A 20,043-nucleotide genomic window follows, 5' to 3' on the forward strand; every position below is an offset into this window, starting at 1 on the left:
ACATAAATGGCTGGCTCAGGTCGCCGTAAGGAAAAACTACCGTTAGTGAACAGGTTGTTATTCCGAGCTTAGGCGAGATAAGTTACTCTGTATACAATACCAAGCAAACTCGGTCATGAGCATGAAAGTATTCGAAAAAATTTATCATAGAGCTGCCGAGCGTAAAGGCTCTGAGGCGGCGCTAAAAGCTAAGCTTAGTCAGCCATTGAGCACCAAATCGCTATTGGCATTAAGTGATGATCAATGGCTAGAAGAATTTACGCGCAAGATATTCCAAAGCGGGTTTTATTGGGCGGTGGTTGATAATAAATGGGACGGCTTTAGAGAAGTGTTTTGGCAATTCTCAATCGAGAAGTTGTTAATGATGTCTCCTGAAATGTACGAGCAACGTAGTCAGGATGAACGGATCATTCGTAATGCTAAAAAGGTAAAAAGTATCGCTGATAATTGCCATATGATTTTTGAAGTGCAACAACAGCATGGCCGCTTTAGTGAATTCGTCGCAAACTGGCCGGAAGACAATATTGTTGGTTTGTGGCTGTACTTGAAAAAGCATGGCTCGAGACTTGGAGGGAATACTGGCCCTTACGCGCTTCGTGTGTTAGGTAAAGATACGTTTTTACTGAGTAAAGATGTCGAAACGGTACTACGTGCCGAGGAGATCATCGATGGTGGCTTGCAAAGTCAGAAGTCACTGCAAGCGGCGCAGCAATTTTTCAATGAAATGCGTCAATATAGCGGGCTTAGCTTACAAGAGTTAAGCCAAATTGTGTCAATGAGTGTTGGTGACAATATTCGCTAAAAATGGAGATGACTGCATGGTATTTTTTCAGCCTTATCAAGGCTCTGCTCTACTCTTTAAGGAGCAACCAGCAAGATTTAATCAGCCCACATTACTATTATCCAATACGCAGTTGCTAGTTAAGCTTGAGCTAGAGAAATACGACACCACTGCGCTTGCTGAGCTGTTAAGTGGTCAGCGCCCTTTAGACAATATTGAGCCTACGAGCTTAGCCTACAGTGGTCATCAGTTTGGGCAATTTAACCCATTACTTGGTGATGGCCGAGCGCATTTGATTGGTGGGGTGAAACTTGATGACGGACGTCAATACGACCTGCACTTGAAAGGCTCTGGAGCGACGCGATTTTCTCGAGGCGGTGATGGTTTTTGTGCGCTAGGGCCTGCGGTACGTGAGTTCATCATGAGCCAAGCTATGGTTGGCTTGGGTGTTCCAACTACCGAATGCCTTGGTGTTGTAACTACTGGACACCATGTTTATCGTCAAGGTGAAGTACCTGGCGCGGTTGTATGTCGTGTGGCAAAAAGTCATATCCGCATCGGTACCTTACAATATCTGGCTACTCAGCAAAATAAAGATGAGCTATGGAGCCTACTTAACTTGCTGGGCGAGCAATTATTTGAGGGGTTTACAGTTGAGACCGAACAGGATGTGCTCGAATTGTTCCGTGAAGTGTGTGAGCAGTTGGTTGACTTAGTTGTCGAGTGGATGCGGGTTGGCTTTATTCATGGCGTGATGAATACCGACAATATTTTGCTCAGTGGCGAAACGATAGACTTCGGCCCTTGTGCAATGATGGAAAAGTTTGATTTTAACGCCGTGTTCAGCTCTATTGACCGCCAAGGCCGCTATGCGTTTGGTAATCAGCCAAACATCATGAATTGGAACTGTGCTCGACTTGCCGAGGCCTTATTGGTGTTATGGCAAGATGAGCAAGCAGGAATTGAAGCATTTAGTCAAATTTTGGCGGAGTTTTCTGAATCGTTTAATCGCAAGTATAAAGATATGTGGGCGGCTAAGCTTGGTATTGATGAATGGAGCGACGCAGACGACATTCTCCTTAGTGACTTACTCAAGTTGATGACGGAGCATGAACTAGACTTTACCAATACCTTTGCGGCACTCACCAATAGCTTGCTTGGTCATCCAAACAAAGCTTTATCCGTGCCAACGGAGTTGGAGAGCTGGCAGCGACAATGGGCGCAAAAGCGTGCTGCCGATGACGTTGCGGCTAACTTGATGAGTCAAGCTAACCCGATACTTATCCCCCGTAATGCGTTGGTGGAGGCTGAGATTGCACTATTTAATCGCCAAGGCATGAGTCAAACGCTAGAGGATTGGCTAACTGCGTTGACGTCGCCCTATGATTACAAAGACTATCCTGAATCGTGGACCAGCGCGTCTACACCGGCCCACTATCAAACTTTTTGTGGAACCTAAATGGCAGAACAGCAGCTTTCTTGGCAAGAAATTAAACGTAAAGTCCTTGAGCACAAACGGCCGCTTATTAAGGCGCATATCATCGCCTTGTTTGCCGCGTTGGTGAGTGTCCCTATCCCTTTGATGATGCCGTTGCTGGTCGATGAAGTCTTACTAGACACACCTGGCAGAGCAGTGGCTTGGATGAACTCAGTATTGCCCGAGCAATGGCATGGCCCCAGTGGCTATATTGTGGTTATTTTGTTGGCTGTAATAACCATGCGCTTGGCCAGTTTAGTGTTAGGGGTGATGCAGTCACGCCAGTTTACTATTATTGGCAAGGACATTAGTTATCAAATCCGTGAGCGCTTACTTACGCATTTACCTAAAGTTCAACTGAAGGAGTACGAAAGCCAAGGTGGTGCAGCAATTAGCTCTCGCTGTATTACCGATGTAGAAACCTTGGATAAATTTATCAGCCAAACCTTGTCACGCTTTTTAATCGGTTTACTCACAATCATTGGCACAGCGGCGATTTTGCTTTGGATTGATTGGATGTTGGGGCTGGTGATCCTGTTGCTAAATCCGGCGGTCATTTATTTTTCTCGGCAGTTTGGCAAACATGTTAAAGAGCTGAAAAAGGAAGAGAATGCTGCATTTGAGGCACTGCAAACTTCACTAGTCGAGACGCTAGATGCTATTTCTCAGCTAAAAGCCGTTCGTCGAGAGGGTAACTACTTTGCACAAGTTAAAGTAGCCGCCAAAGATCTCAAACATTACGCGGTGCAGTCACAATGGAAAACGGATGCGGTTAACCGCTTAAGTTTTACCGTGTTTTTGGTGGGGTTTGAGTTTTTCCGTGCTGTCGCTATGTTTATGGTGGTGTTTTCTGATTTAACGGTCGGCCAGATATTTGCGGTATTTGGTTACCTTTGGTTCATGATGGGGCCTGTGCAGGAAATTCTTGGTATTCAATATGCGTACTATGGTGCCTCGGCAGCGCTTAGCAGGTTAAATCAGGTTTTTAATTTTGCGACGGAAGCACAATATCCCGCTACGAAAACCGTCTTTGATTCATCTCAGGTTGATATCAAATTTGCCAATATAGACTTCGCTTACGTTGCAGAGCAACCCGTGCTCAAACAGGTATCTTTGCATATTCCAGCAGGGAAGAAGGTAGCGTTAGTAGCGGTGTCTGGGGGTGGTAAATCTACTTTGGTGCAATTGCTTTTGGGATTGTATGAAAAACAAAGTGGCGAGATCCACATAAATGACACGCCAGTAGAGCAAATTGGTTACGAAGCAGTGCGAGATAATATTGTGACCGTGCTGCAGCAGCCGATACTCTTTAATACCAGCATCCGTGAAAATCTAGCAATGGGACGAGAGGTATCTGACCAAATACTGTGGCAGGCACTCCGCGTTGCAGAGCTAGCTGACACCGTACTTGCTCTGGCCGATAAGTTAGATGCGCAAGTTGGTCGCAACGGGATTAAATTGTCCGGAGGACAGAAGCAAAGGTTAGCTATTGCAAGAATGGTTGTTGCCGACCCTAAAGTGGTGGTGCTGGATGAAGCAACCTCAGCACTTGATATTGAGACTGAGGCAAAAATTCATCGCAATTTGCAAGCGTTTTTGGCTGACAGAACGACTTTGATTATTGCACATCGACTGAGCGCAATAAAACAAGCCGACTTAATTTATGTTTTAGATGATGGTGAAGTGTCCCAATACGGAGAACATAAGGATTTGTTAAAGGAACAAGGTCTGTATCAAATCCTATTTGGCCATCAAAATTAATTCATAAATAGCAAAAATTCCTTATGTAACGTTAAGTAAACATTAATGGACGAGCTAATATTATCTATGCAACGTAATCAGTAGACGCATTTTCTGGTAGACTATCCGAGTCAATACTCAATGCGTTAACTAACAGAGATGGGAAGGAATGATGAAAATTAAAACTTTGAGCTTACTAGTTGCGATGGCAGTAACAGCCAATGCAAATGCAAACACCACTGAACCTACAGAAGGTGTATATCTGGGTGTATTCGGTGATTACTATGATGCTGACTGGCAAAATCACCGCGATATGGCTGGCTTAGACGTAGAAGAGTCTACTGGTTGGGGTGCTGAAATCGGCTACCGTTTTGATAAATATTGGAGTGGTCGTCTTGAGTATGCAGACATGGATTTTGATCTTGGTGGGATCAGCAATGGTTCACTAGACGCAGAGCGTTATGGTATCGATGGTTTATATCACTTTGATGGTGGCCCATTCTATGGTCTAGTGGGTATCAAAAAGATGAATCTGGACGTCATTTCAGATAACACTTTTGCTAACGTAGGTGCTGGTGTTCGTCACTATTTCACCGACCACTTATTCGTGAATGCAGAAGCGGCAGTTTACCAAGGCCTTGAAGCTGGTTTTACAGATGTAGGTGGTAAAATTGGTCTTAACTACTCATTCGGTAGCGCTGGTAAATCGGAAGAAGTTGCACCTGCTCCGGCACCTGTAGTTGCAGAAGCACCACAAGACAGTGATAAAGACGGTGTAGTGGACAGCGAAGATAAATGTGCTAACACACCAATGACGGATGCTGTTGATGCGTCAGGTTGTACTTTATATGAAACGAATGAAGACAAAGTAAACCTACTTGTTCGTTTCCCGCATGACGATGCTTCTTTCTCACAACAATATGTTGATGATATCAACGCGGTTGCTAAGTTCTTGAAAGAGCATAAAAATGCAGATGTAGTGATTGAAGGTCACGCGTCAGCTGTGGGTGATGCGGATTACAACCAAAAGCTTTCTGAGCGCCGCGCGAAAAACGTTGCTGAAAAACTTGTAGATATGGGTATTGATTCAATGCGTATTACCACAGTTGGCTACGGTGAAGAGCGTTTGAAAAACCCAGCTAATACGCTTGAAGCGCATGCTGAAAACCGTCGCGTAGAAGCGCACGTTTCTTCTAAAGAGAAAGTAAAAGTTAAGCGTTAATTTTTTACTTAACTTATGCAAAAAGGCTCCTTCAGGAGCCTTTTTTGATCCCACCAAGCATAGCTTTTCGCAAAATTAAAATGATTCTCGTTTGACTAATATTCATCAAAATATACTTGTTTCGGTATGCTTATTCATTGTATTTATAGTGACTATAAGGCGAGGTATCGCATGCAAGATTTTCATCTATACTCAAAGACCTTATAATTGTTCATTATATTTTATGGTCAAGGGAATGGTTCAGCCGATTGCATCAATAATCGCAGCCAGATCATTTACTTGTCTGTCCACGTCACCAAGAGGGCAATATTGTGCTTCAAGAATATCGTAAACACGTAGAAGAGCGTGCCGCGCAAGGTATCGTGCCTAAGCCGTTAGACGCGCAGCAAACTGCTGACCTTATCGAATTACTAAAAACTCCACCAGCAGGTGAAGAAGAGTTCATCGTTGATCTATTTATCAACCGTGTACCGCCTGGTGTAGATGATGCCGCATACGTAAAAGCAGGCTTTTTGGCTGCAGTAGCGAAAGGCGAAGCGGAATCACCGCTCATTTCAAGAGAGTATGCAGCTGAACTACTTGGCACTATGCTTGGTGGTTACAACATCGCGCCTATGATAGACCTTCTAGACGATGCTGCTATCGCGCCAATCGTTGCTAAAGGTTTGTCTCACACGCTACTGATGTTTGACGCATTCTACGATGTAGAAGAAAAAGCAAAAGCAGGCAATGAGTTTGCTAAGCAAGTAATTGAGTCATGGGCAAATGCAGAATGGTTCCTTGAGAAGCCAGCCGTTGCAGACAAGATTTCAGTGACTGTATTTAAAGTAACTGGCGAAACAAATACAGACGACTTGTCTCCTGCACCAGATGCTTGGTCTCGTCCTGATATCCCATTACACGCGTTGGCTATGCTTAAAAACGAGCGTGATGGTATCAACCCTGATAAGCCAGGTGAAGTAGGTCCAATTGCACAACTTGAAGCGCTTAATGGTAAAGGTTTACCGCTAGCGTACGTAGGTGATGTTGTTGGTACGGGTTCATCTCGTAAATCTGCAACTAACTCTGTACTTTGGTTCATGGGTGATGACATTCCATTCGTACCAAACAAGCGCGTTGGCGGTGTGTGTCTAGGTGGCAAGATTGCGCCTATCTTCTTCAACACTATGGAAGATTCTGGTGCACTACCAATTGAGCTTCCAGTTGACGAACTAAACATGGGCGACCAAATCGACATCTTCCCTTACGAAGGTGTGGTTAAGCGTCACGGTACTGACGAAGTTATCTCAACGTTCTCACTGAAATCAGACGTAATTCTTGATGAAGTGCGTGCAGGTGGCCGTATTCCTCTGATCATCGGTCGTGGCCTTACGGACAAAGCTCGTACGTCTCTTGGTCTTGAAGCTGAAGACATCTTCCGTAAGCCTAAGTTAGTGGCTGATTCTGGTAAAGGCTTTACGCTTGCACAGAAGATGGTTGGTAAAGCATGTAACATGACAGGTGTACGCCCAGGTCAATACTGTGAGCCAACAATGACAACGGTAGGTTCGCAGGATACTACGGGTCCAATGACGCGTGATGAGCTTAAAGACCTTGCTTGTCTTGGCTTCTCTGCTGATCTTACTATGCAGTCATTCTGTCATACCTCAGCTTATCCTAAGCCTATCGATGTAAACACACACCACACACTTCCTGATTTCATCATGAACCGTGGCGGTGTATCGCTACGCCCTGGTGACGGTGTTATCCACTCATGGCTAAACCGTATGCTACTGCCTGATACGGTAGGTACAGGTGGTGACTCGCATACTCGTTTCCCACTAGGTATTTCATTCCCAGCAGGTTCAGGTGCGGTAGCATTCGCAGCTGCAACGGGTGTAATGCCGTTGGATATGCCTGAGTCAATCCTTGTTCGTTTTAAAGGTGAAATGCAGCCGGGTATCACATTACGTGACCTAGTACACGCTATCCCTTACTATGCAATCCAGCAAGGCCTATTGACGGTTGAGAAAAAAGGTAAGATCAACGAATTCTCTGGTCGTATCCTGGAAATCGAAGGCGTTGAGCACCTAACGGTTGAGCAAGCGTTCGAACTATCTGACGCATCTGCAGAGCGTAGTGCGGCAGGTTGTACCGTTAAGCTTTCACAAGCGTCTATCGAAGAGTACCTAAACTCTAACATCGTTATGCTTAAGTGGATGATCTCTGAAGGCTATGGTGATGTACGTACTATTGAGCGTCGTATCACTAAGATGGAAGAGTGGTTAGCAAACCCTGAGCTAATGACTGCTGACGCGGATGCAGAATACGCGCATACCATTGAGATTGATCTTGCTGATATCAAAGAGCCAATCCTTTGTGCACCGAATGACCCTGATGACGCACGTCTACTTTCAGCGGTAACAGGTGAAAAGATCGATGAAGTATTCATTGGTTCTTGTATGACTAACATCGGTCACTTCCGTGCAGCTGGTAAACTACTGGATAACTTCGGTGGTCGCCTACCAACGCAACTATGGGTTGCTCCACCAACGAAGATGGACCGCGATCAGTTAACCGACGAAGGTTACTATGGTATTTACGGTCGTGTAGGTGCACGTATCGAAACTCCAGGATGTTCACTATGTATGGGTAACCAGGCACGTGTTGCTGATAAAGCAACGGTTGTTTCTACCTCGACTCGTAACTTCCCTAACCGTTTAGGTACAGGTGCAAACGTATTCCTTGCATCAGCAGAGCTTGCAGCGGTAGCTGCTATTCTTGGTAAACTACCAACACCTGCTGAATATCAAGAGTATGCAGAGAAGATCAATGCAACGGCTGCGGACACGTACCGTTACTTGAACTTCCATAAGATGCCTCAGTACACTAAAAAGGCAGACTCAGTGATCATTCAACAAGCGGTTTAATTACTCGCTCTAGAATTCATTGAAAGAAAAAAGCCAGCGCATGCTGGCTTTTTTTATGCACATAAAACGCTCATCTTAAATGGTGTTATCAAGCATTATTTTAAATCTAGATAAGTAATCCATTAAAGTGGTTATAAATGGGTTTTTATTGCGTTTTGGTTGTTAAAATCCCGTTTTTTTAAACAGTAATTTTCTCTGGTTTTATTAGAATTGTCGGCAAATTCTCATCAATGGGCGAGAGGATCATGACAACAGTAAACAACCAGAATTTATTACAACTACGCTTTTTACCGCAGTCACATATCGACGCAGTTAAGCCTTTCTTCAATCAACTTCCAGATAACCCTTATGCCGATGGTGCATTCAGAAAGCGCCGTTATTCTGTGGTTAAATTCACTGACGGTGAAGTGAGATTGCAGCCGACTAAGGCTTTCGTGCAAGACGACTCAATTAATACTTTCCAAGGTAATATTGAGCGTGTTTACGAAAACCTTGAGCAGGACATGTTAAACACCGATGGCTTTAAGCATATGCTTGCTGAATTTAAAGCCATGACGGGAATTGCAGACGATACCAGCATAGAAGTGCATCAGTTTCGCATGTTAGCGATTGAAAGCGATACCCCTCCTGCGCCAGAAGGTGTGCACCAAGATGGCTTTGACCATGTCTGTGTCTGCGGTGTTTCTCACGAAAATATTGCTGGTGGCGAGCTATTGGTTTATGAGCACAAAGAAGCTGAGCCCTGTTTCAAAATGGAAATCAAAGATGGTTTATTTGCACTGGTGAATGACCGTGAAGTGTGGCATAACGCAACACCGATGAACAAGCTAGATGCCGAGCAAGTCGGTTACCTAGACTGCTTCGTATTTACAGCCTAAGAGGGTAGTATGGATTTAAATCAAGTGCGTCGTCAGTTCCCTGCGCTTATGCAAAGTATTGGTGGAGCCGCGCCAATTTTCCTTGATGGTCCGGGTGGCTCTCAAGTACCGCAATCCGTATTGAGCGCGATGTCTGCTTACCTTGGTTATTTTAACTCTAACTTAGGTGGTGCATTTTTCTCGAGCGATAAGACCGTCAGTTTGATGAGTGAAGCGCGCCAAGCGGTTGCGGACTTACTCAATGCGCCAAGCGCAGATCAAATTGTATTTGGTGCCAACATGACCAGCCTAACCTTTAGCTTTAGCCGTGCGCTATCTCGCGAATGGCAAGCGGGTGATGAAGTCATTGTGACTAATGCCGATCACTATTCAAACGTTTCTTCATGGCGTCAAGCCGCCGAAGATAAAGGTGCGACGGTGCATGCGGTGCGTATTAATGAAACCGATTGCACGCTTGATCTTGCGCATTTTGAATCACTACTAAATGCCAAGACTAAGTTAGTTGCGGTGACGTATGCATCGAATACAACGGGCTCAATCAACGATATCAAGCGCATTGTGGAGCTTGCGCACCAAGTTGGTGCATTGGTATATGTTGATGCTGTGCATTATGCACCTCATGAGCTAATCGATGTACAAGGTTTGGATTGCGACTTCCTTGCGTGCTCTGCTTATAAGTTCTTTGGTCCGCACGTGGGCATTGTTTATGGTAAGCGTGAGCATTTAGAAGGTTTTACTCCTTATAAGGTGGAGCCAGCAAAAGATATTATTCCAGGCCGCTGGGAAACTGGTACGCAGAGTTTCGAAGGGCTAGCGGGTGTGGTTGCGGCGATTGACTACATTGCTTCACTTAGCGAAATGAGTTCAGATACCCCACGTCGTGAGAAACTGGTTGAGGCGTTTGCACGCACAAAAGCGCATGAGATGCAGCTTAGCCAGCACTTTTTAACGCGTTTAGCCGAGTTTAAAAAGATTAAGCTTTTTGGTATCGAGTCACATGAGCGACTCGCTGAGCGTACACCAACGTTTGCTTTGACATTTGATGGCATCGAGCCACGTACCGTGTCAGAATTCTTAGGTAAAAAGCACATGTGCGTATGGGATGGCAATTTCTACGCCCAAGGGCTTTGCGAGCAGCTAGGGGTGATGGATAAAGGTGGGGTTGTTCGCATTGGTTGTATGCATTACAACACCATAGAAGAGCTAGATAGCTTGTTTGATGCATTCAGTGAGTTGTTAGCATAATACAAAGTGGGAGCTACGGCTCCCACTGCTCATTTAGGTTTCTTGCCCTTCAATAAATGCATTGAGCTTAGCAATACGATGGCTCATGCCTTCAATAAGCTTGTCTTTGATTTTTTCCCGGATCACATTGGGCAAGCGTGTTAGTGCATCTGGGGTTATTGCCAAGATGATGCTGTCTTTTAACGCTTGTGCGCTAGTACTGCGTTCTCGGTTAGTGATAAATGCACCTTCACCTAAAAATTCACCAGGACCAACTTTACCTAAATCATGGGCGGCATCTTGTTTAAAAATCAAAAACTCACCGCTTAGTACAATATACAGGCGATTGTCTTTTTCAAAGCGTTTGAAGGCATGACGCTCTTGTTGCACCAGATATAAGTGACCAAAAGACTCGAGTAACACCTGGCGCTCGGCAAGCGTAAACTCTTTAAAAAACGCTAAGCGATTGATGATCTCTAGTTGTTTAAACAGTGGGACATTTTCAAGCAGTTTCACAGGCTTACATAAGTTAGTACATTGTCTTTATTAAATAGTGGCGACTTTTTTTGATTAGAGCAATGATTTTTTATTGTCGCTTACACCAATCTACTTGATTATGTCGCCAACTATTTATGTGGATTGGTATATAACGATAAGCGACATGAGTTAAATCATTCTAGCAAGCGGGATCGTACGGCGAAGTAGGGCATGTCATCCCCTGATAGCTGATACAGCCTTTATTGTGTGGTGAGGTAACATCATAACCACCAGCAGCTTGCGGTGTAAGCTCATTTGCTAGCTTCTTGCTGTTAGATAAATGTTTTAGTGGTTTTTTATTCAATGTAATTTTCATCGTGATTCCTTTACAAAATGTAAGTTATGCCGAGTAACAAGATACGGCATAGTCCAAGCTACTGGTTGTTTGTGTGATTTTCAATCAGATATTATTCATTTTGGGAACTGGAGTAGTGGGGAAAAAGCTGAGTCATAATACTCAGCTTGTTGTCTAATCTTGAATATTTCTCTCTTTTAGCTTTCTGGTCAATGTATTGCGTCCCCAACCTATCTTTAACGCCGCATCTTGCTTATGACCATGACAGGCATTGAGTGCGGATTTGATTAGTCGTGTTTCTAATTGTGCCTGTACATCGGGCCAAATATGGTCTTTGCCTTTACGTAACTCTGAGTCTAACCAAGTTTGGAATGCGTCCAGCCAATTGCCATGCTCTAAGGCGTCAATCTGTTGTGGCTTTTCTAGCTCTTCGGGCAGATCCGCTGGGGTGACAAGTTCACCCGGGGCCATTACCGTTAACCAGCGGCAGGTGTTTTCCAATTGCCTAACGTTGCCTGGCCAATGATACGCCTGCATTTTTTGCAGAGCATGTTTGGAGATGATTTTTGGCTCGGCTTTTAGTTCCTTTGCGCTTTTTGCAAGAAAGTGATCGCACAGGGCGGCGATATCTTCAGGGCGTTCACGTAAGGCTGGTAGTTTTAACCTGACGACATTTAGACGGTGAAACAAGTCTTCACGGAATTTACCTTGCTTGACCAGTGTCTCTAAGTCTTGATGGGTAGCCGCGACGATACGGACATCGACTTTTACACTGTTGTGGCCACCAACCCGATAAAACTCACCATCGGCGAGTACGCGCAATAGCCGAGTTTGTACGTCCAGTGGCATATCGCCGATTTCATCTAAAAATAAGGTGCCACCGTCGGCTTGTTCAAAGCGACCACGGCGCATGCTGTCAGCACCGGTAAAAGCGCCTTTTTCATGGCCGAACAACTCAGACTCGACGAGATCTTTGGGGATGGCGGCCATATTGAGCGCGATAAAAGAAGCCTCTTTGCGCGGGCTGTGATTGTGCAGCGCGCCTGCCACAAGCTCTTTACCCGTGCCTGATTCGCCGTTAATCAATACACTCATGCTTGAAGCGGAAAGTTTACCGATGGCGCGGAACACTTCCTGCATCGCTGGGGCTTCACCAATAATGTCGGGGCTATTGGCTTTTTCACTGTGGCGTTTTTGCTTTTTAGTTTGCTGGCCTGCGCGAAATGCACGTTGCACAAGGGAAACGGCCTCATTTAAGTCGAAAGGTTTGGCGAGGTATTCAAACGCTCCCTTTTTAAATGCGTTGACCGCAGAGTCTAAGTCCGAGTGCGCGGTCATAATGATCACCGGCAGGTTTGGGTAGAGCCCTGCAATTTTATCTAACAAGGCCATGCCATCGATACCTGGCATACGTACATCTGAGATCAGCACCGCAGGTTGCTCATATTCAAGCGCGGTCAATACATCTTGACCGCTGGCGAAGCTCTCGGTTTCAAACTCAGCTCGCTTTAACGCCTTTTCTAAAACAAATCGGATTGAAGCGTCATCATCGACTAACCAAACTGATTTCATTGCACGTTTCCTGTTTCGGTGTTGTCAAAGGGAAGGTAGATACTGAACTCAGTGTGTCCTGGCCAACTATCGCATTCGATAAATCCTTGGTGTTGCTCGACCAAAGTTTGCGCGATAGAGAGCCCAAGTCCAGAGCCTCCTTCTTTATTCGTGATCATCGGAAAGAACAATGTCTCTTTTACCTCATCGGCGATCCCTGGACCGTTGTCGCTGATACGGATGAGTAATGCTTTTTTCAATAGTCGCTCACCATGATGCAGACGGTGTTTAATGCGCGTTGTTATGGTGATCGTACCGTCATGCTGTAGTGCTTGTTGAGCATTGCGCAGCATATTCAGCAGAACTTGCTGAATTTTGGCTTGATCTATCACGATAGCCGGAATACTGGGATCATAATCTTTTACCAAGGTGATATCGGCATCGCGCTCCAAGGTGGTTAACTTAATCACCGATTCTAACGCCTGATGGATATTACACGGCTCTTTTTGTGGTAACTGATTGGGTCCAAGCAATCTATCTACCAACTCGCGTAATCTATCTGCTTGCTCAATAATGAGCGTGGCACATTCTTCCCGTTCTTGTTGATCAGTTTCGTACTGCAATAATTGCGCCGCACCGCGGATCCCACCAAGTGGATTTTTTATTTCATGGGCAAGACCGCGAATGAGGTTTCGAGCTGCCTGAAATTGGTGCATTTGATTGGATGCTTGGTCATAACGCAGGGCATCATCAACACGGCGACATTCCACTAAAATATACGCCTTGTCTGCAAGGTAAATTCGTCTGGCATGCAGGCTTAGTGTCGCGACACGATTATCTACGAATACCACGTCTACCCTGTGTTGCTGGCAGTCTACGCCATCTTGTAGCACGTATTTAGAGAGCCGTGGCAGGTCTATATGATGATGATTAAACACACTATCAATCGCCAGTCCGACAAGCCGTTTTGTGCTGAGTCCCAGTAGTTCACTACTGCTGTAATTGGCATAGTGGATCATTAAATTTTGATCGAGCACTAAAATCGCGGTTGAGAGAGATTGCCAAACTTTATCCAAGTCAATCGAGTTATGTTGATCCATATATGTTCACCGTGCACCAATGTGGTGCAATGAGAATAGCATAGCTTTGCATCCATTGAAGTAAATTATTACCTAAGCTCAGAAACTAGGGGTTTTCGAACTCGTATCCTAAACTTGTTATTAATAAAGCATGCCAACTTTAAGGTGCCCACATTATTAATGCTTTGTGTCAAAAAATACATCTAGCTCGTTTTTGTGGGGGGAGCCTTTTTGTCACGTTCTGTATGAGCGGGTGTGACTTTCAAAGCGCTAAGTATGTTACCGAACAGATTAACTGCTTTCCTCCTCAAACCGCTAATTTACATCGGGTTACGAATGGCGAGAAAACTACCTTTACAGGTGTGATGCGGGTCGTCCAACCTAACTGGCGAGATAAATATTTATTGCGAACAAAGGCTGAGGTCTACTATCAAGTTCAAGTTGGTGAGCAAAGGTTGTGGATTGAACACAATGAAATGTCGAATTTGGCTTTCTTAATACCAGAGGAAATGAGCGTGGTGTGTTTGCAACTACTGGTTGCAAGCCAGTGTAGGTAAGCAATATCGCTTTAGTTATTTACGGTATTGCGGTGCAAAAAGAACTTATGAACATCACTTTGGGCGACTAACATACCTTTTTGATTAAACACTTTCATAACCACAGAATGCTCGCCGCGATCAATGCCCCGCAAAGCAAACTGAGTATTAGTTTGTTTTGGCCCTGTGGCTGTTCCATTGAGAAAGAGTTGCACGCTTAAACCTTGGGTAAATCTTGGCTCTATGGTGCCTGTTACGTATACGCTGCCGCTATTATCACGGATAGTTTGCTCATGCTCAGGAGAAGTGATTTTAGCTGTATATTGAATAGTTGGTGTCGTATCCGTTTGCTCGAGAATTTTAGTATCAACACTTGGCATGGTTAAGGCGCTGGCGTTGAGTTTGACTTCTTTTGAACCAGGCTGCGGGACATCCGAATAGACCCAATGACCGTTTTTGTCTTTCCAGCGATAGATTTTTGGATTGGACTCTGCTGCAGCATCAATGCTTGTTAGGGCTAGCGTCATGCTAACCGACATTATAAGAAACCACTGACGCACCACAAATCTCCACAGTAAACTACTGTTCATACTGTAGTATAGAGCAGTTGGAATTGCGAGTTACAAATGAATAATTCCCATAATGACAACATAAAGGCGAATTTCTTTAAGTTTTTGAATTACATTAAAAAAGCCCGTAACAACGGGCTTGAGAACACATATGATTAAGAGTGCCAGAAACGCATAATGAGTTTTGGCTCTACAAGCTCAATACGGCAGTATTGAGCGTAGTAGTCGGTTAGCGATTAAACGCTATAGTACATTTCGAACTCAACTGGGTGAGTTGTCATGTTTAATTTTTCAACTTCTTTCGACTTAAGTGTGATGTACGCATCGATTAGGTCGTCAGTGAATACGCCACCTTGAGTTAAGAACTCACGGTCAGCATCTAGAGAAGCAAGCGCTTCATCAAGTGATGCTGCAACAGTTGGGATTTCTGCTGCTTCTTCCGCTGGTAGGTCGTACAAATCTTTATCCATTGCATCACCAGGGTGGATCTTATTGCGGATACCGTCAAGACCAGCCATCAACTGAGCTGCGAAAGCTAGGTATGGGTTAGCCGCAGGATCTGGGAAGCGTACTTCGATACGACGACCTTTCTCAGATGGGATCACCGGGATACGGATTGATGCTGAGCGGTTACGTGCTGAATATGCAAGCATAACTGGCGCTTCAAACCCTGGTACTAGACGCTTATAAGAGTTTGTTGCTGGGTTAGTGAATGCATTGATTGCTTTAGCATGCTTAATGATACCACCAATGTAGTAAAGCGCTTCTTCAGATAGACCGCCGTACTTGTCGCCTGCGAAGATGTTTTTGCCGTCTTTAGCAAGTGATTGGTGGCAGTGCATGCCTGAACCGTTATCACCAACGATTGGCTTAGGCATAAAGGTTGCTGTCTTACCGTATAGGTGAGCCATGTTGTGGATAACGTACTTCATCTCTTGGATTTCGTCAGCTTTAGTCACCATAGTATTAAAGCGAGTCGCAATCTCATTTTGACCAGCAGTTGCTACTTCGTGATGGTGCGCTTCAACAACGTGGCCCATTTCTTCAAGTACTAAACAAGTAGCTGCACGCCAGTCATTAGACGAATCTACCGGTGCTACTGGGAAGTAACCACCTTTTACGCCAGGACGGTGACCTGTGTTGCCGCCTTCGTAGTCTTTGTCTGAGTTCCAAGATGCTTCTTCAGCGTCGATTTTGTACATAGAGCCAGACATGTCAGTTTTAAATTTAACATCGTCAAACAAGAAGAACTCTGGCTCTGGACCGAATAATACGGTGTCTGCAATACCCGTTGAACGCATGAACTCTTCAGCGCGTTTAGCTACTGAACGTGGGTCACGCTCGTAACCTTGGTGTGTGTTTGGCTCAACCACGTCACAACGAACGATAAGCGTTGTTTCTTCTGCGAATGGGTCTAGCTTTACACTTTCTGCATCAGGCATAAGTACCATGTCAGATTCGTTGATGCCTTTCCAACCAGCGATAGATGAGCCATCAAACATTTTGCCGTCTTCAAAGAAGTCTTCATCGGCTTGATGATGTGGGATCGATACGTGTTGTTCTTTACCTTTTGTATCTGTGAAACGTAAATCAACAAATTTTACGTCGTGCTCTTTAATAAAATCTAAAACCGATTGTGACATGTGTCCTCCGACTCGTTGGGTTATTTTTTGCTGCAATGTACTGCAATTGCACACAGATAAGCTTGATCTGTGCCATGTTTTTAAGTGTTTGATAAATATTGATTTTTAACTTTTAGGAAATTTGGGGGTTAGCTTGCTGCACTAACTTGGTGCGTAAATGTTTCATTATGGTGCGTAATGTTGGTGCAAGCGATTCCCTGTGATAGTCACTTTATCTTCGAGTAAGTGTTTGGAGTATTGGTATAGATTATGAAGCGCAACAAAGCAAAAATTAATTTAATCCGATAGCGGGGATCAGGGTCGTGTTTTAATAAAAAAGCAAGGCGCCTTGAGGGAGACGCCCTGCCTTCAGGGAGTTGATTTTATCGAAGCTCAGGCTAGTTACTTCTCAGCGCGTATAATGCGGGCTTAGTAATAACCCCGCTGGCGGCTAATACAGTTGTTGCAGCGGTAATTCCGATGATAAGCGACAGCGGCAATACAAATCCAAGCAGGGAGACACTAAACATGACCTCCGAGCTTGCTAGCCAAGCCATCGCTGCAACGGTTGCAAATGTCGCACATCCAAGAGCTGTAAAGATCACTTTGGTATTTTCTCCTAGTAATCCAAGTACAATACCTTTTGGCGACGCACCAATTGCCATACGCACTCCGAGTTCATAGCGACGCATAGAAACACCGTAATTGAGTACGCCATATATGCCAATTAGTGCGATCAGTAAGGTGATGGTTGCCAGAGATAGTGCAGCCCAACCTGCAACTTGGTGAATTGCGAGCGAGTTAGATAGCTGTTGAGACAAAGGTTGAATTTCAGCAACGCGCCAGCGTGTAGATATTTGCGCCATGGTTTGGTTTATGGATTGGGGAAGTATCTGCTGCCCTGTGTGCGTTTGAATAATAAACGCTGGTGTATAGGCTGACAGTCTGTCCACAGCCCACATACGAGCGGTATCAGGCTTATCTGGAATGGCTAAATTTTCACTAATACCGATGATTTCATACTGAATATGACGACGGCCATTGAGCCAATAAAAGCGTTTACCTATAGCGTCTCCTTGTGGCCCAAGTTGTTCTGCAAAGGCTTGATTAACAATAAGCACAGCTGATTGGCTATTCACTTCTTCAGTAGTGAAATTGCGGCCTTGTAGCAGACTAATCTCCATCAGTGGCAGGTAAGATTCATCAACGATGTTACCAGACACTGAATACTGCGTCTGGAATCCTGAATCAGTTGCAAGAAAGGTACTGAGCCCAAATTCAATCGGTGTGCCAGTAGTTAAGCTGACCGCTTTGAATTGTGGGTTTTGTTTGAGCGCAGCGGTAACATCTAGTAATTGTTGTCTGCGCTCGGCATAAAATGCATCTCTTTGTTCACGGGCTGGACGTTGCTCTACAAGTTGGTTGAGCTCAACCTCATAGCGTTCAGAGGTTGAGAAATTAGGTGATTGGTTGAGTAATCCCCATGCATTGATAAAAGTTTGCGAGCAAGCGAGTAATAATAGGCTGGCTAGAAATAGTTGGCTAAAAATTAAGGCTTTTCGGGTTTCTGTTTTGATTTGGATCCCGGTGCCTTTTCCGCTGCTTTGGAGTTGGCTATTGAGTTGCTTAAAGTTAATGCGTTTGCTCACAAGCCATGCACCGAGCGATGCCAATAACACGGCAAGAATTAAGCACAAGGCAACCGTGATGAAATTTGTGCTGAGGTTGAGTACGCCTGGTAGGTTATCAGCAGCTACCAGCCTAAGTAAGTAGTAGCATAATTCACTCACCGCGAAGGAAAGCATCGCGGCGCTGCTTGTGAGGATTAAGAGCTCGATAAATATGCCCCGAGATAAGTGGCCGCGTCCAGCGCCAAGCGCAGCCTTGATAGCCATATCACGTTGCTGATTTACCGCTCTGGCTAGAATAAGGTTAGCAATGTTGGCACAAGCAATGAGTAGCAGGCATAGTGCGCCTAACAGTAGCCAAATAGTTTTGCTGGCACTATCACCGTGGATTTTTTCTCGCAGTGGTAACAGCTCCAACGTAATGGTCATATCATCAAAGAAAGAAGAGCTGGCTGTTTGGGTTTTAAAACGGCTATTGTAATGCGTGGATAACTGGTGGTTGATAGTGGGAATGTCTACCGCCCCCGCTTTTTTAATCAACACGTGTCGATTAGGACCGGTGATCCCCCAGTGCTGAGCATCGCGGCGTTGAAATGAATAATAATCCCAAGGTAACCATACGTCAGTCAGACGGCCTGGAGTAAGCATTTCAGGTTCGCGATTTTGCTCTGATAGCACACCAATGATTTTAAAATTCACTTGGTCTATTTGAATAGATTGTCCGACGATATCGGCTGCTTGACCATAATATTTTTGCCAAGCTTGATAGGACAATACCGCGACTGGCTGCATTGAATTAAGGCCTTCGTCTGTGCTCGGTCCACGACCTAAGTGAAAGGTAAATCCAAGCATCGGCATAAATTCAGGGGTGGTGTAAGTGGTATTGACTTGCGGCGTTTCAACTTTACTTCTAATCACTTCTTCGGAGTAGCCAAATAGGGCGGTTTGTGACTCCGGCGTTTTTTCATTTTCATAGATCTCAAGCAGCATAGGTATCGGAGTGAAATCATCAAACTCCACTCTATCCTTGATATAGTGCACTGCTTTTGAAACGTAAAGCTGCTCAGCATTGGGGTAAGGCAACGACGCAGAGAGAATAGTAAAGTTTAAATTAAACATCGCCACAAGCGTACCTAGTGTGAGTGCTAGCGTAGAGATAATCGTGATGGTAAATACTTTTACTTTACTCAGAGAGTACAGACTGGCACTCATGTCTTTGACAAGCATATTACTTTCCTCGTTTCCATCATGGACTAAAACGTGTCAACGACTGCGTTGGCGTTAGTGTGTGTTTGGGGGGCCAGTATTTTGCCATCTAGAAGGTGTAGTTTGCGTGTCGCCATATCGGCATATCTAGGGTCGTGCGTCACCATACATAATGTCGTCCCTTCTAGGTTTAGCGTTTTCAACATGTCCATAACGGCATCACCATTTTTTGAGTCAAGGTTACCTGTAGGTTCATCAACAAGCAGTAATGCGGGGTTGCCGACGAGTGCGCGGGCAATAGCAATCCTTTGTTGTTGCCCACCTGAAAGCTGGTTTGGGCGATGTTTTGCGCGGTGTGCCATATCTACTTTTGTCAGACAGCTCATTACTGCGTGATCAATATCGGCATTGCTCATCGGGGTTTTACGATAACGCAATGGCAGCGCGATATTATCGTAGACTGTCAGCTCATCAATTAAGTTGAATGACTGAAAGATAAAGCCAATTTTTTCGTTTCGAATATGTGCAGCCGCCGCTAAAGTTAATTGGCTAATTTCAAGATCTTCAATTTTATAGCTACCATCTGTTGGCATGTCTAGCAGACCAAGAATTGACAGCAGGGTAGATTTACCACATCCAGAAGGGCCACAAATTGACACGAAATCACCCTTATATATTTCCAAGTCAATCCCACGCAATGCGTGAGTTTCCATTTCTTCGGTACTAAAAACTTTGGTGATCCCTGACATGGTTAAAATAGTTTCTTTCATAATCGTATCCTAATGATGA

Annotated in this window: 15 protein-coding genes; 7 read left to right on the forward strand and 8 right to left on the reverse strand. The window is 44.7% G+C overall.

All coding sequences use genetic code 11. The features are described from left to right. The first annotated feature begins 121 nt into the window (after positions 1-121). The 7 genes from EXT48_RS00535 (at position 122) to EXT48_RS00565 (ending at position 10,252) form a co-directional block, all read left to right on the forward strand. The gene (locus EXT48_RS00535) at positions 122-802 is read left to right on the forward strand and encodes a DNA-3-methyladenine glycosylase I (protein WP_130163300.1); all 681 of its coding nucleotides are present in this window, start codon (positions 122-124) and stop codon (positions 800-802) included. Positions 803-818: 16 nt separating this feature from the next. Continuing rightward, on the forward strand, positions 819-2,240 hold the full coding sequence (locus EXT48_RS00540) for a YdiU family protein (protein WP_130163301.1): 1,422 nt from the start codon (positions 819-821) through the stop codon (positions 2,238-2,240). After that, positions 2,241-4,019, forward strand: a complete 1,779-nt coding sequence (locus EXT48_RS00545; protein ID WP_119230620.1) for an ABC transporter ATP-binding protein — start codon at positions 2,241-2,243, stop codon at positions 4,017-4,019. 151 nt (positions 4,020-4,170) lie between these two features. Continuing rightward, a complete protein-coding gene (locus EXT48_RS00550; protein WP_010604320.1) occupies positions 4,171-5,220 on the forward strand; it encodes an OmpA family protein in 1,050 nt (349 codons plus the stop codon). Positions 5,221-5,531: 311 nt separating this feature from the next. After that, positions 5,532-8,129: a bifunctional aconitate hydratase 2/2-methylisocitrate dehydratase gene (gene acnB / locus EXT48_RS00555; RefSeq protein ID WP_010374439.1), complete on the forward strand. Its 2,598-nt coding sequence runs from the start codon at positions 5,532-5,534 to the stop codon at positions 8,127-8,129. A gap of 245 nt (positions 8,130-8,374) precedes the next feature. Continuing rightward, positions 8,375-9,007 carry a 2OG-Fe dioxygenase family protein gene (locus tag EXT48_RS00560; RefSeq protein ID WP_130163302.1) on the forward strand — a complete coding sequence of 211 codons (633 nt, stop codon included), beginning with the start codon at positions 8,375-8,377 and terminating at the stop codon, positions 9,005-9,007. Positions 9,008-9,016: 9 nt separating this feature from the next. Beyond that, positions 9,017-10,252 carry a cysteine desulfurase-like protein gene (locus EXT48_RS00565; protein ID WP_130163303.1) on the forward strand — a complete coding sequence of 412 codons (1,236 nt, stop codon included), beginning with the start codon at positions 9,017-9,019 and terminating at the stop codon, positions 10,250-10,252. A gap of 33 nt (positions 10,253-10,285) precedes the next feature. Here the strand turns inward: EXT48_RS00565 and EXT48_RS00570 are convergent, their stop codons facing one another. The 8 genes from EXT48_RS00570 to EXT48_RS00605 form a co-directional block, all read right to left on the reverse strand. Further along, positions 10,286-10,747, reverse strand: coding sequence for a cyclic nucleotide-binding domain-containing protein (locus tag EXT48_RS00570; RefSeq protein ID WP_010374445.1), 462 nt, complete (start codon positions 10,745-10,747; stop codon positions 10,286-10,288). A gap of 160 nt (positions 10,748-10,907) precedes the next feature. Continuing rightward, positions 10,908-11,084: a hypothetical protein gene (locus EXT48_RS23665; protein ID WP_157757218.1), complete on the reverse strand. Its 177-nt coding sequence runs from the start codon at positions 11,082-11,084 to the stop codon at positions 10,908-10,910. A 153-nt stretch (positions 11,085-11,237) separates the two neighbouring features. Beyond that, a complete protein-coding gene (ntrC, locus tag EXT48_RS00575; protein WP_045989408.1) occupies positions 11,238-12,635 on the reverse strand; it encodes a nitrogen regulation protein NR(I) in 1,398 nt (465 codons plus the stop codon). Next, the gene (glnL, locus tag EXT48_RS00580) at positions 12,632-13,714 is read right to left on the reverse strand and encodes a nitrogen regulation protein NR(II) (protein WP_130163304.1); all 1,083 of its coding nucleotides are present in this window, start codon (positions 13,712-13,714) and stop codon (positions 12,632-12,634) included. The genes ntrC and glnL overlap by 4 nt, the downstream gene beginning before the upstream one ends. A 547-nt stretch (positions 13,715-14,261) precedes the next feature. Further along, the gene (locus EXT48_RS00590) at positions 14,262-14,789 is read right to left on the reverse strand and encodes a DUF4124 domain-containing protein (RefSeq protein WP_240703328.1); all 528 of its coding nucleotides are present in this window, start codon (positions 14,787-14,789) and stop codon (positions 14,262-14,264) included. A gap of 245 nt (positions 14,790-15,034) precedes the next feature. Further along, positions 15,035-16,441 carry a glutamate--ammonia ligase gene (glnA, locus tag EXT48_RS00595; RefSeq protein ID WP_045989404.1) on the reverse strand — a complete coding sequence of 469 codons (1,407 nt, stop codon included), beginning with the start codon at positions 16,439-16,441 and terminating at the stop codon, positions 15,035-15,037. 377 nt (positions 16,442-16,818) lie between these two features. Continuing rightward, on the reverse strand, positions 16,819-19,275 hold the full coding sequence (locus EXT48_RS00600; RefSeq protein ID WP_130163306.1) for an ABC transporter permease: 2,457 nt from the start codon (positions 19,273-19,275) through the stop codon (positions 16,819-16,821). Positions 19,276-19,301: 26 nt separating this feature from the next. Next, on the reverse strand, positions 19,302-20,024 hold the full coding sequence (locus tag EXT48_RS00605; protein WP_130163307.1) for an ABC transporter ATP-binding protein: 723 nt from the start codon (positions 20,022-20,024) through the stop codon (positions 19,302-19,304). Positions 20,025-20,043 lie beyond the last annotated feature (19 nt).

It is taken from the genome of Pseudoalteromonas sp. CO348 (genome assembly GCF_004208845.1).
Classification (GTDB): domain Bacteria; phylum Pseudomonadota; class Gammaproteobacteria; order Enterobacterales; family Alteromonadaceae; genus Pseudoalteromonas; species Pseudoalteromonas maricaloris.

Excerpts from the sequence above, each read along its gene's own strand:
- EXT48_RS00545 (WP_119230620.1), top strand. The coding sequence starts at position 2,241 with ATGGCAGAACAGCAGCTTTCTTGGCAAGAAATTAAACGTAAAGTCCTT.
- EXT48_RS00560 (WP_130163302.1), top strand. The coding sequence starts at position 8,375 with ATGACAACAGTAAACAACCAGAATTTATTACAACTACGCTTTTTACCG.
- glnL (WP_130163304.1), bottom strand. The coding sequence starts at position 13,714 with ATGGATCAACATAACTCGATTGACTTGGATAAAGTTTGGCAATCTCTC.
- EXT48_RS00600 (WP_130163306.1), bottom strand. The coding sequence starts at position 19,275 with ATGCTTGTCAAAGACATGAGTGCCAGTCTGTACTCTCTGAGTAAAGTA.
- EXT48_RS00540 (WP_130163301.1), top strand. The coding sequence starts at position 819 with ATGGTATTTTTTCAGCCTTATCAAGGCTCTGCTCTACTCTTTAAGGAG.
- EXT48_RS00535 (WP_130163300.1), top strand. The coding sequence starts at position 122 with ATGAAAGTATTCGAAAAAATTTATCATAGAGCTGCCGAGCGTAAAGGC.
- glnA (WP_045989404.1), bottom strand. The coding sequence starts at position 16,441 with ATGTCACAATCGGTTTTAGATTTTATTAAAGAGCACGACGTAAAATTT.
- EXT48_RS00565 (WP_130163303.1), top strand. The coding sequence starts at position 9,017 with ATGGATTTAAATCAAGTGCGTCGTCAGTTCCCTGCGCTTATGCAAAGT.
- ntrC (WP_045989408.1), bottom strand. The coding sequence starts at position 12,635 with ATGAAATCAGTTTGGTTAGTCGATGATGACGCTTCAATCCGATTTGTT.
- EXT48_RS00605 (WP_130163307.1), bottom strand. The coding sequence starts at position 20,024 with ATGAAAGAAACTATTTTAACCATGTCAGGGATCACCAAAGTTTTTAGT.
- EXT48_RS00550 (WP_010604320.1), top strand. The coding sequence starts at position 4,171 with ATGAAAATTAAAACTTTGAGCTTACTAGTTGCGATGGCAGTAACAGCC.
- EXT48_RS23665 (WP_157757218.1), bottom strand. The coding sequence starts at position 11,084 with ATGAAAATTACATTGAATAAAAAACCACTAAAACATTTATCTAACAGC.